The organism is Streptomyces sp. MBT53 (assembly GCF_016654115.1).
In the GTDB taxonomy this organism is placed as follows: domain Bacteria; phylum Actinomycetota; class Actinomycetes; order Streptomycetales; family Streptomycetaceae; genus Streptomyces.
On the sequence record NZ_JAEQAZ010000026.1, the window covers coordinates 55,155 to 67,094 of the forward strand.

At 70.6% G+C, this 11,940-nt stretch carries 7 protein-coding genes; 3 read left to right on the forward strand and 4 right to left on the reverse strand.

All coding sequences use genetic code 11. The features are described 5' to 3' along the window. Positions 1 to 180: 180 nt before the first annotated feature. Both JHN45_RS12420 and JHN45_RS12425 read left to right on the forward strand, forming a co-directional pair. Positions 181 to 1,380 (forward strand): acyl-CoA dehydrogenase family protein, encoded by a 1,200-nt coding sequence (locus tag JHN45_RS12420; protein WP_201049066.1) that lies wholly within the window; start codon positions 181 to 183, stop codon positions 1,378 to 1,380. Positions 1,381 to 1,519: 139 nt separating this feature from the next. Continuing rightward, positions 1,520 to 2,761 carry a cytochrome P450 gene (locus JHN45_RS12425; RefSeq protein ID WP_201049067.1) on the forward strand — a complete coding sequence of 414 codons (1,242 nt, stop codon included), beginning with the start codon at positions 1,520 to 1,522 and terminating at the stop codon, positions 2,759 to 2,761. A gap of 21 nt (positions 2,762 to 2,782) precedes the next feature. Here JHN45_RS12425 and JHN45_RS12430 read toward each other — a convergent pair whose 3' ends face one another. The 3 genes from JHN45_RS12430 to JHN45_RS12440 form a co-directional block, all read right to left on the reverse strand. Beyond that, positions 2,783 to 4,303, reverse strand: coding sequence for an ABC transporter ATP-binding protein (locus tag JHN45_RS12430; RefSeq protein ID WP_201049068.1), 1,521 nt, complete (start codon positions 4,301 to 4,303; stop codon positions 2,783 to 2,785). Further along, positions 4,300 to 6,981: a class III lanthionine synthetase LanKC gene (lanKC, locus tag JHN45_RS12435; RefSeq protein WP_201049069.1), complete on the reverse strand. Its 2,682-nt coding sequence runs from the start codon at positions 6,979 to 6,981 to the stop codon at positions 4,300 to 4,302. The genes JHN45_RS12430 and lanKC overlap by 4 nt, the downstream gene beginning before the upstream one ends. A gap of 169 nt (positions 6,982 to 7,150) precedes the next feature. Then, a complete protein-coding gene (locus JHN45_RS12440; RefSeq protein ID WP_200709269.1) occupies positions 7,151 to 7,261 on the reverse strand; it encodes a class III lanthipeptide in 111 nt (36 codons plus the stop codon). Positions 7,262 to 7,634: 373 nt separating this feature from the next. Between JHN45_RS12440 and JHN45_RS12445 the strand changes: the two genes are divergently transcribed. Further along, on the forward strand, positions 7,635 to 10,736 hold the full coding sequence (locus JHN45_RS12445; protein ID WP_201049070.1) for a helix-turn-helix transcriptional regulator: 3,102 nt from the start codon (positions 7,635 to 7,637) through the stop codon (positions 10,734 to 10,736). A 32-nt stretch (positions 10,737 to 10,768) separates the two neighbouring features. Here the strand turns inward: JHN45_RS12445 and JHN45_RS12450 are convergent, their stop codons facing one another. Further along, positions 10,769 to 11,914, reverse strand: coding sequence for a thiolase family protein (locus tag JHN45_RS12450; protein ID WP_201049071.1), 1,146 nt, complete (start codon positions 11,912 to 11,914; stop codon positions 10,769 to 10,771). Between the last annotated feature and the right edge of the window lie 26 nt (positions 11,915 to 11,940).

The window sequence follows — 11,940 nt, forward strand, 5'->3', positions numbered from 1 at the left end:
TGGGGCGGATATTGCGGATCCCCAGTCTATTCGTCACCTGGGCCGGAGGCGTGCCGTTCGGGTACCTGGAACCTAGATGAGGCCACTTTTTCTCGCTTCGGGCCCTGGCAAGTGGGTGATCGCCATGGTTAGAGTAGCCTCATTTATGGGCCGCGGCACGAGAACAGGGAGCCGACAGCGATGCGACTTGAGTCCACGCCCGAGCTCGAAGCGTTCCGGCGGAAGGTGCGCGCCTTCGTCGCCGAGCACTCCCCCGGCATCAAGACCCATACGGGGGTGCGCGCACCGGAGCCGGAACTGATGCCGGCAATCCGGGAGTGGACGGCCAAGCTGTACGAGGCGGGCTTCCTCGGCATCGACTGGCCGGCCGAGTACGGCGGCCGGCCCGACGCGCACCCCCTCGAATCCTCGGTCGTGGCGGAGGAGATCGCCCGCGCCCGCACCTGGCAGCCCATCGGCGCCGCCTCGCTGGCCTCGGCCGCACTGCTGGAGTTCGGCACCGACGCGCAACGGGCGCGCTTTCTGCCCCGTATCCGCTCCTGCGAGGACGTGTGGTGCCAGCTGTTCAGCGAACCGGAGGCGGGCAGCGACCTGGCGGCGCTGCGGACGCGGGCGGTCCGCGAGGGCGAGGGCGACGACGCCGTGTTCGTCGTGGACGGACAGAAGGTGTGGACGACCAACGGCCAGCACGCCGACATGGGTTATCTGCTCGCACGCACCGACCGCGAGGCCCCGAAGCACAAGGGCATCACGGCGTTCGCCCTCGATCTGCGCAGCCCGGGCGTCGACATCCGGCCGTTGCGGGAGATCACCGGGACCACCGACTTCAACGAGGTGTTCCTGGACACGGTCCGCGTCCCGGCCGCGAACGTGATCGGGCGGGTGAACGACGGCTGGCGGGTGGCGATGAGCAGCCTCGGCCACGAGCGTTCCGGGGTGGCGGCGCGCGGTGTCGAACTGGTCGCCGTACTCGACGACCTGCTACGTCTCGCCGCGCGCACCTCGGTCGACGGCGGTCCCGCGCCGGACGACTCCGCGGCCCGGCAGGCGATCGGCGAACTGGCCACGCGGGTGCAGGTGAACGCCGCGCTGATCGGGCTCGCCCAGTCCCGCATGCTGCACGGCACGGAAGGGCCCGTGGACTCCCTTCTCGGCAAGATCTTCTTCAGCGAGCTCAACCACGACCTGGTCGACTTCGGCCTGAGCCTCCAGGGCACGGACGGGCTGCTGGTCGAGGGTGACGAGGACGTCGTGGCGGATGGCTGGTGGCAGGACGCGCATCTCTACTCGCGGGCGTACACGATCGCCGGCGGGGCGAACGAGGTGTTGCGGACGCAGGTGGCCGAGCGGGGGCTCGGGCTGCCGCGGGAGCCTCGCTGACCCGTTCCGGGGATTGAATGAACCACTCGGTCAATACAGTCGCCGCATAATTCTTCAGCGACCTCTCGAAGATTGATTGTACCGATCGGTCGACGTATGGTTCCGTCAGATGCGGGGCCGACGAGAGGACGACAGAACCATGACCGAGAGCGTGGCCGGAACCGACGTCTCCGAGGAACTGCCGGAGTACCCGTCGCCCCGATCGGGCGAGTGCCCGTTCGCGCCGCCGCCGGGCCTGCTGAAACTGCACGACTCGGGCAAGGCGCTGGTGCGGGCCAGGACGTGGGACGGCACGACCCCCTGGGTCGTCACGACCCACGCGGCCCAGCGGCAGCTGCTGACCGATCCCCGGCTCAGCGCGAATATCGGTGCGCCCGGATATCCGCACACGACCGAGGCGATGAAGGCGCACGCGGCGCATATCCAGCCGTCGATCAACAACACCGACGGGGCCGAGCACACGCGGTGGCGGCGGATGCTGACGAGTTCGTTCACCCGGCACCGGATGGAGAAGATCCGCCCGGAGATCCAGCGGATCACCGACGACCTCATCGACAAGATGCTGGCGGGCCCGAACCCGACCGAGCTGAACGAGGCGCTGTCACTCCCGCTGCCGTCGCTGATGATCTGCGCGCTCCTCGGGGTGCCGTACGAGGACCACGACTTCTTCCAGGAGCACGCGGGTGTGACCAACGCGCGCTTCAAGACGCCGGAGAAGGCGGCGGAGAGCACGGCGACCGTGCGCCGATACATCGCCGGGCTCATCGAGGGCAAGATGGACAACCCCGGCGAGGACGTCCTCTCCGACCTCGGCGCGCGCATCAAGGCGGGCGAGCTGTCCATGGAGGAGGCCGCGCCGCTGGGGCACATCCTGCTCGTCGCCGGGCACGACACCAGCGCGAACATGATCACGCTGGGCACCGCGCTGCTGCTGCAGAACCCCGGCCAACTCGCGGGCCTGCGCGAGCACTCCGACGACGCGAAGTATGTGACGAGCACGGTCGAGGAGCTGCTGCGTTACCTCACCATCCCGCACCTGCTGGCCCGCCGGGCCGTCCTCGACGACATCGAGATCGACGGCGAGATCATCCGCGCGGGCGAGGGCGTGATCGCTTCGCTGCCGGCCGCCAACTGGGACCCGCAGGCGTTCCCCGACCCCGAGAAGCTCGACCTCACCCGCAGCGCGGCCCACCACCACGCGTTCGGCTGGGGCCCGCACCAGTGCGTCGGTCAGCAGCTCGCCCGCATCGAACTCCACGTCGTCTTCAGCACGTTGTTCCGCCGGATCCCGACGCTGCAACTCGCCTTAGATGTCTCGGAGTTGAAGTTCAAGGAGGACTCGCAGGCGTACGGCATCTACGAGTTGCCCGTCGCCTGGTGACAGCTGACGGTATGTGACGGCTCAGGAGTGAGCGGCGGTCGCGGACAGGGTGACCACGCGGTCGAACCGGCTGTCGAGATCCTCGTCGCCATGGTGCACCACGAGCAGGCCGCGCCCGTGGGTGTGCTGTTTCAGCGCCCGCAGCACCAGGTCCCTGCCGGTCTCGTCGAGGTTGGCGAACGGCTCGTCGACGAGGTACACGTCCGCCTCCTCGCAGAGGAGCGCCGCGACCCCGGCCCGCTGTCGCTGGCCGGACGACAGCTCCGAGGGGAGCTGGTCGGCCACCCCGTCGAGCCCCAGGGCCGTACGCACCCGTACGTCGGCGACCAACTCGCGGACGGGCAACGGGGGCAGGTTGACCGGAGCGGTCAGAGCGGCCACGCGGGTCGGCAGCATGACCATCCCGCGGTCGGGGGCGAGCGTTCCGGAGATGATGTGCAGGAGCGTCGTCTTGCCGCAGCCGTTGGGCCCCCGCAGCAGGACGTGCTCGCCGGCGCCCAGTTCGAAGTCGTCGATCGTCACGTCCGCGCCGTCGTCGTACCCGACGCGGGCCGCGTGCACCAGCACCGCGTGTCCCTCGTCGTGGTACGGCGACATGGCGGAGGCACGCAGGGCGGTGATGCGCCTGAGCACGGCGGTGTTCCGGCGGGCCTGCGGAATCATGTTCACGAGCTCGAAGATTCCGGTGACGGCCCGCCACAGCGAGTTCACGAAGGCGAGGAAACTGCCGAACGTCATCCGGCCGGCGAGCACGAAGTACGCCCCGGTGATCATCGACGTGGTGTCGGACAGGTTCATGACGAGGTCGCTCAGCGTGTTCTGTTTCTGGGTGAGCCGGAAGTTGGTGAAGGTGATGCCGAGGAAGCCGCGCAGCGCCTTCCTGTTGGCGGCCCGGGTGCCGGACAGGAGTGCCGGCAGACCGCGCAGTGCGTGGAAGGACTCCAGGGTCCGGGACAGCGTGTTGACGTACTGCGCCTCCGCCTCGCGCTCCGGTTCCGTGTTGTCCTCGATCCGCTTGGCGATGCGGTTGCTGACGTACACCAGCGGCGGCACGATGACGAGCAGGATGAGACTGGCCTGCCACGACAGGTACAGCAGCACGCCGATGAAGACGACGGACGCGACCGCTTGCTTCGCGATGCGGACGCAGACGTCGACGGCCGGCAGGACCCCTTCCTTGACGTCGTTGTGGACCCGGCTGACGAACGAGGCGTTGCCGGCCTGTGCCATCCGCCGTCCGTCCTGGTCGAGCGCTCGGTCCAGCAGTTCCATCTCCAGGTCCAGCGTGAACGTGTTCTCGAACCCCTTGCGCCAGCGCGCCACCCAGTAGCCCCCGAGGCTCAGGGTGAGGCCGAGCAGGAGGTAGCAGGCGGCGAGTACGACGAACCTGTGGAAGCGGCCGGTCAGGATCGCCTGGTCGAACAGGGCCTTGAGGAGCAGGGGATGCACCAGGGCTTCGGTCCCCCCGAGGACCGCCTCGATGAGGACGATCATCGAGAACTGGGTCCGGTGGCCCCTGAGAGTGAGCCACAGCTCCTTCACCGTGACACCTCGTCCAGCAGGAAGTCGGCGGTGCCGCCGTGGTTCAGGCGGTGGAGCACCCGCAGGATGCCGGCCGAACCGGTCAGGTAGTCGGTGGAGCAGCGCAGCAGTCCGTCGCCGGGCGAGCCCAGCGGCACCGCCTCGCTGTGTGGCGCCACCCCGAACCGCTTGTCCGGCTCGAACAGGAACAGCCGCCACACGAAGTCGAGTTGGCGCACCGCGATGTTCCGGTACGCGGTGTCACCGGTGATCGAGACCGCGTCGAGAAGAGTGTCGGCGATCCCGGACATACCGAACGAGAACCCCGGCAGCACGGCCTGCCGGACGTCCAGTGCGCGCAGGACGGTCCGTGCGGAGTCCAGGTCGCCGTAGCGCAGGAGCACTCGGGCGACACCGGCGGAACCCACCTCGACGTAGGGCTCCGCGGTGCCGTAGTGGTCGAACGTGACATTGCCGTCGTCGTGCCGCTCGGCGTGTGCCATCTCCCAGGCCAGTGCACCTCGGCCGAGGTTCAGACACCACTCGTCGCCGGTGATCTGGTGCATGCGCAGCAGGAACATCGCGACGCCTGCCTGGCCGAAGCCCAGACCGGTGAACGGTTTCTCACTCGTGAACTCGTTCAGCCAGTGGACCCGGTCGCCGTCGTGCCGGGCGGCCTCGCGCAGCGCCCGCGCGCAGTCCCGCGCCGCGGCGAGGTGATGTGCGTCGCGGTCGCGGAGGTGGAAGCGCAGGTTCGTCATTCCGACGCCGGCCAGGCCGTAGTAGAAGGTGGGGTCGCCGGACTCGTGTGCGTGCCGGTTGGCCTGCGTCAGCAACTGCCTGGCCTGCGTGGGGAATCCGAGTGTGTCGGTCGCCCAGGCGATGCCGGCCAGTCCGTTCATGAGGCCGGCGGGGTACTGGGCCGGGTCGATGTCGGCCAGGTCGTCGCGCAGTCGCCGCAGCCATTCCGGCCGGAGCGGGACGCCCGAGGCGTTCAGCGCCCACAGGACGCCGCTCGCGCCGAAGCCGAGGCTCAGGGGGTTGGTGACGTGGGCGAACGGGTCGACGGGGAAGAGCGTGGGCCGGTCGGTGTCGGCGACGGCGTCGATGAAGGCCGCCAGTCCCGCCTCGGTCTCCGCCAGGCCGAGTCGTTCCTCGACGACCGGCCGCACCGGCACGGCACGGACCTGGTCGACCAGGTCGTCCTCGTGCTCCAGTTCGCGCAGTACGTCGGTGAGCGTGACCCGCGCCCGCGCCAGGTCCGTGAGCAACTCGTGGATCCGCGACGGCCAGCCGAGGCTGTCGGTGAAGATCCGGTAGCGGTCCAGGATGTCCTCGCGCAGGTACGACAGGGCCGCGACCGGGAAGATGAAGTAGGCCATGGTCATGGCCAGGCCGAACTGGTCGTCCTCGACCGCTGTTTCGGCGAAGCGGCGCCGGAAGTTGCTGAACCCGGGTGTGTACAGCTCGACCGGTGCCTCCAGGTGCGGGTGCTCGGGATCGGTCTCCGTCAGGCGGCACGTTTCCAGGTCGACGATGGTGACCTGGAGGGTGTCCGGGTCGATGAGCACGTTCGCGGCGGTGAAGTCGCCGAGGATCACATTGCGGTCGTGGGCTGCCTGGAGCGCACGGGCGAGTCCTCGGAAGACGGCGAGGAAGATCCGCAGGAACTCCTGCGACTGCGTGACGCCACCGGGTCCGAGGCGGGCGAGCGGGTTGCGTTCGAGCAGCATGGAGCGGATGTCGGTGCCGTCGACGAACTCCTCCGCGATGAAGTGGTGTTCCCAGTGGCGGAACGTGGTGATCGGGACGGGGAACGAGCCGACGTCGGCCAGTCGGTTCAGGAACACCCACTCGCGGTTGAGGATGTCCACGGCGTCGTGGTCCTGCCGCGGGTCGACGTTGGTGTACGGGCGGGCCTCCTTGAGGACCACGACACGGTCGTCGTTCGCCGTGTCCTCGGCGGTGTACACCCCACCGCTGTTGGAGAACTGCAGCGCCCCGGTCACCCGGAAGCGGCCCGCGAGCAGGCCGTCCTCATCGGGGTCGGCCGGGGGCTTCCAGTCGGTGAACGGCCATGCCACCCACCACGGTTGGGCGTATCCGGGGCGTCGGTCGTCGGCGACCGGCCCGTCCGGCCCCGTGATGTGGGGCACCGGCCGGCCCAGCACGTCGACGGAGTGGGTGTCCAGGAACTGCCCGTACCGGAAGTAGAGCGCCTTGCAGTCGCGGTACCGGAGGTCCGACAGTACGTACGGGCCCTCGGCGCCGTCCAGGACTTCGGCGAGGTCGGCCAGACACGACCGGAACTCGTCGTCGTCCCGCGGGTAGACCGTGACGAGTTTCCCGCCGCTGCCCCGCGATATGGCCTTCGAACTCAGCATCTCGAAGACGGTGAGATCGAGAGCGATCTTGAAGTCGATGTCGTGCTCGGTCAGATAGGCGATCACCGAGGCGGCGACCTCGCGCACGTTGCGCTGGTTCGCCGACACGTGGATCTTCCACCCCTGCTCGGGCAGGTTCGCGTTGTGCCGGTAGCTCCACCAGATGCCCTTGCGGACGAATCGTGACCGCACCCGGTCGTCGAGGGAGGCGAGGAAGTGGTCTGGATGCGGCTTGTAGGAGACGTCGAGCGGGTCGAAGAACAGGGAATCGTTCCAGCAGAAGGGGAACCGGTAGACCCATCGTTCGTTGATCATGTCTGCCTCTGTGAGTGTGTCCGAGGAGCCTGGCGGGCGGTCGGCGAGGGCGCGCCGGGGCGGCGCGAACCATGCGGGGCGCGGGGCGCGTGCGCTGCCCGCATGGTTCACGCCGTCAGATCACCGGCTGCAGGCACCTCTCAGGCGGGTGCCCCGCAGCAGATACCGCTCAGGCGGGGTTCCTGCAGCACGTGCTGCTCAGGCTGCTGGTGATGCTCAGCACCAGAGCGCTGCTGTTCTCCGTCCGCGGTTCGATCGTCTGCAGCTTCAGAACGCTCATGCGGGTCACTTCCTCGGTGGTCGAGAGCGCTGTGACGCGCTCTGGGGATGGAACAGGTACCGACCGGTCGGCTGGGTCAGTCAACGGCGCGCGCCGGTCGCGTACATCAGGGAAAGCACCCCGTATTCCGGGTGCGCCGCCCCCAGGAACACGCGCTCCCCGCCGACTCGAATGGTGGTGGTCCTGCCCCGTGTCGCGGGGTCGCCGCAGCCGGTAGCGTGACTCGTTTCGGCCTGGTCGTGCCCCCGTGCGCCAGGTCGTCCTCGCCCGGGCGGGAGGCACCGGATCCGGTCCGCTGAACGGAACCCGAGGCGACAGCCGGACGACGGTGAATCACGCTGACTGCGGACGACTCGACATCGGGGGATTGTTGATGCGCACACGCGGATGTCAGCAGGTCCGGTACCTGACGGGGGAATCGGCCACCGGCTCCCCGGACTCACGGCACACGTCGTCGGACGGGGGCGGCACGAAGGCCGCCGGCCGGATCCGTCCGGACGAGGGCGGGGCCGGCTCGCGCGGCGAATTCGTCGGCCGGCGGGCCGAGATGCGGCAGGTCATGACAGCGCTGGCCGCCGCGCGCTCGGGGCGTGGCGGCACGGTCTTCGTCACCGGCGAACCCGGCATCGGCAAGACACGGTTCGCGGTGGAGGCTCTCCGCGCGGCTTCCGCGGCGGGCATGATCACCGCGCGGGGCCGGGCCGGTACGGTCGGATCGGTCGTGCCGTACCGGCCGCTGATCGAGGCCCTGCTGTCCCTGTCCCGGGCCGGCCTGCTGCCGGACCCGGACGAACTGGGCCCCTACGGGCCGGTGCTCGCCCACCTGCTGCCGGGAGGCCACGCTCCCGGCACCGCCGTCGTGTCGCACCTCATGGTCGCCGAGACCCTCCTGCGTGTGCTCGCCGCGGCCGGACGGGAGCACGGACTCCTGCTCGTGCTCGACGATCTGCACGATGCGGACACGGAGACTCTGGCGGTCCTCGAGTACGTCCTCGACAACCTCGCGGAGCAGCCCGCCGTACTGCTGCTCATCGCCGGTCGTGAGACCTGCGTGACGACCGATCTGGCCACCCGGGCATGTCAACGGGGTGCCGCGTCGACCCTCGAACTGCGCCCGCTGGGGCGCCCGGACGTGCGCACCCTGGTCGTGGCCGAGCTGGGATCCGCCCCGGGCGCGGCCGACGCCGAACTGGTCGACACCGTGGTGGCCGACAGCACCGGGATCCCGCTGATCGTCGAGGAACTCCTCCATGGCATGACCCTGCACACCCCGGACGACTCCCGGAGGCTCCCCGTCCCCGCCGCGGTGGCCCGCAGTGTCAGGTGCCGGACCGGCCGGCTCGACCCCCGCGGACGCAAGATCCTCGGGATCGCGGCCCTCTTCGGGCAGCGCTTCCCGCTGTCCGCGCTGCAGCGCGCGGCCGGGTGCGACGATCGTGAACTGCTCACGGTCCTGCGGGCGGGAGTCGCCTCGTACCTCCTCGAACCGGACAGGTCGAGTCCCGACTGGTACGCGTTCAGACCCCGGCTCGCCGCACAGGTGCTGTTGGAGGATCTCGGGCCGACGGAGCGCACCGGATACGCCCGGCGCGCGGCGAACACGCTGGTCGAACTCCATCCGGGGCTGCCCGGCGAGTGGTGCGTCCAAGCCGCCGACCTGTTCGAGCGGGCCGGGGACACCGGCGAGGCCGTCTCTCTGTACTGCGAGGCGGCGCGACGCGCGATGACCGGGGGCGCGGTGGAACGGGCGGTGGCCCTGCTCACCCGGGCACAGCGGTCGGCCGATGCCGGGCTCGCGCCCGAACTGCGTGCCACGGTGCTGGAGTTGCTCCTGCAGACCGTCTCGCGTGCGGCCCGGTTCGACGCCGTACCCGGGCTGACCGCCGATCTCGAAGCACTGGACGGCCACGAGATTCCCGCCGCGCGCCGGGCCGGCCTCCACGCACGGCTGGCCGATGTCACCGCGGCGGCGGGCAGGCCCACCGACGCCCTCCGGCAGCTCGACGTCGCCCGGCGGCTGCTCGGCCCCTCCCCGGCCGCCGCGCACACCGCGCCCGTCGATCTGGCCTCGGCCCGCGTGGAGCTGAGCCGGCCCGCGCCCGACCGGTTGCGCACGGCCGCCGGATACGCCCGCCGGGCGGCGGACGCGGCCGAGCGGGCCGATCTCCCGGATGTGCTCGGCGGGGCGCTGCTGCTGCTCGGGCGCCTGGCCCCGGAACACGACGAGGAGGCCGCCTCGGCCCACTTCGCGCGCGCCGGTGCGATCGCCGATCTGCACCGGCTCCCCGACCTGCGGGTGGCCGCCGAAGTGCATCTGGCCCGGAGCGCCCTGCGGCGCGACGGACGGCCGGCCGGGCTCGAAGAGGCCCAGCTGCGGGCCCTGCGGATCGGTGTGCTCCCGCTGGCCCACGAGACCGGCTGCGTCCTCGCGCTGGAGCAGGTCCGACGGGGCGAGTTCGAGGCGGCCGGCCGGCGGATCCGCGAAGGGCTGGCCGCCGCGACGCGACTACGGCTGCGTCCGGCCGTGTCGATGATGCGGTTGGCCGAGGCCGTGCGGTGCGCACACCAGGGGCGGCGCGCCGAGATGGAGGAGGCGCTGGACCGGCTGGCCCCCGGCGTCGACGACGCTCCCGGTGTGCGGCCGCTGTCGTACGGGCTGGCGCGGGGGTTCTGCTCGCTGCTGGAGGAGAACCATGAGGCCGCCGAGCAGGAGTTCGCGCAGGCTCTCGTGTACGACCGGGAGAACCCCGGAGTCGGCGAGTTCGGGGCGTACGACCTGTACGGCGTGATGCTGCTGCGGGGTGTGCTGGCCGGGCGCGCGGGCCGACGGCACTGCGCGGACGTCACCCGGGCCGGTGGTGGCACGCGCTGGAACCGGCAGTTCATCGGGGCGGCGCACGCGGTGCTGCTGGGCCGCGAGGGCAGGCCCGCCGAGGCGACCGCCGCCGCGACGGCGGCGCTCGAAACCGCGGCACCGTACCCGCCGGCCCGCAACCTGTGCCTGCGCCTGGTCTCGCGATCGGCGTACGAGGACGGCTGGGGCGAGCCCGTCGCCTGGGTACGTGAGGCGGAGGAGTACTTCCACGGCCTCGGCGTTCCGGCGGTCGCCGCCGCCTGCCGGAGCCTGTTGCGCGGCATGGGCGCGCCGGTACGGCAGCGGCGTACCGGCACCGAGCACGTACCGTCCGATCTGCGCCGGTGCGGGGTCACCGTCCGGGAGTTCGAGGTCGCCCGGCTGCTCGTCGAGCGGATCGGCAACAAGGACATCGCCGACTGGCTGCACATCTCGCCGCGGACCGTGGAGAAACATGTGGCGAGCCTGCTCCGGAAGACCGGTCACCCCGACCGGGCCGCTTTCGCGACCGCCGCCCGCGGCCAGGCGGCCGAGCGTCCGTACGAGCTACGGCGCGTCGCAGGCCCGCGTCCGGCGATGCCGGGCTTCGGCCACTGGCAAGGGAGTACCGAGGTCGGGTGAGGAGAGTCCGGACTGCGGTCGCGGGACAGACGTCACGGAAGCAGTTCGATGATCGTGGCGTTGGCGGTGCCGCCGCCCTCGCACATCGTCTGAAGGCCGTAGCGCAGGTTCCGTTGGCGCATCCGGGCGAGCAGGCGGGTCATCAGGATGGCGCCGGAGCCGCCGAGCGGATGGCCGACCGCGATGGCTCCGCCCAGCGGGTTGAGCCGCTCGGGGTCGGCCCCCGTCTCGGCCAGCCACGCCAACGGGACCGGTGCGAAAGCCTCGTTGACCTCGTACGCCCCGATGTCCTCGATGGACAGGCCGGACCTGCGCAGCACCTTCTCCGTCGCGGGGATCGGACCCGTCAGCATCATGATCGGGTCCGCGCCGCTGACCGCGCCCGAGTGGTAGCGGGCGATCGGCTTGAGGCCCAACTCCCTTGCCCGTTCGGGAGTTGTGATGAGCAGCGCGGCGGCGCCGTCGGAGATCTGGGAGGCGTTTCCGGCGTGGATCACACCGTCGTCCTTGAACGACGGCTTGAGTTTGGCGAGGGTCTCGACCGAAGTGCCGCGCCGCAGGCCCTCGTCGACGGTGAACTTCGTGCCGTCGACCTCGATGGGCACGACGTGGTCGTCGAAGATCCCCGAGTCGATGGCCGCGGCGGCCTTGGCGTGCGACTCGGACGCGAACTCGTCGAGGCGGGTGCGGCTGAGGCCCCAGCGCTCGGAGATCAGCTCGGCGCCGACTCCCTGGCTGAACTGGAACCCGTCGTAGCGGGCCAGGACGGCGGGTCCGTACGGCTGGCCGGTGGTCCGGTGCGAGCCCAGCGGGACCCTGGTCATGGTCTCCACTCCCCCGGCCACCACGAGGTCGTACTGCCCGGCCATCACGGCGTGCGCGGCGGAGTCGACGGCCTGTTGGCTGGAGCCGCAGGCACGGTTGATGGTCACCCCGGGGACGTGTTCGGGCCAGCCCGCGGCCAGTGCCGCGAACCGGGCGATGTTGCTCGACTGGTCGCCGATCTGGGTGACGCAGCCCCACATCACGTCGTCCACGGTGCCGGGGTCCACGCCGGTGCGTTCCACCAGCGCGGTCAGTACGTGCGCCGACAGGTCGGCCGCGTGCACGGCGGCCAGGGAGCCGTTGCGCTTGCCGATGGGCGTGCGTACGGCGTCGACGATGACGGCCTCGGGCATGGCAGGGTCCTACCTTTCAAGGGTGG

Excerpts from the sequence above, each read along its gene's own strand:
- JHN45_RS12420 (WP_201049066.1), top strand. The coding sequence starts at position 181 with ATGCGACTTGAGTCCACGCCCGAGCTCGAAGCGTTCCGGCGGAAGGTG.
- JHN45_RS12425 (WP_201049067.1), top strand. The coding sequence starts at position 1,520 with ATGACCGAGAGCGTGGCCGGAACCGACGTCTCCGAGGAACTGCCGGAG.
- lanKC (WP_201049069.1), bottom strand. The coding sequence starts at position 6,981 with ATGATCAACGAACGATGGGTCTACCGGTTCCCCTTCTGCTGGAACGAT.
- JHN45_RS12440 (WP_200709269.1), bottom strand. The coding sequence starts at position 7,261 with ATGAGCGTTCTGAAGCTGCAGACGATCGAACCGCGGACGGAGAACAGC.
- JHN45_RS12445 (WP_201049070.1), top strand. The coding sequence starts at position 7,635 with ATGCGCACACGCGGATGTCAGCAGGTCCGGTACCTGACGGGGGAATCG.
- JHN45_RS12450 (WP_201049071.1), bottom strand. The coding sequence starts at position 11,914 with ATGCCCGAGGCCGTCATCGTCGACGCCGTACGCACGCCCATCGGCAAG.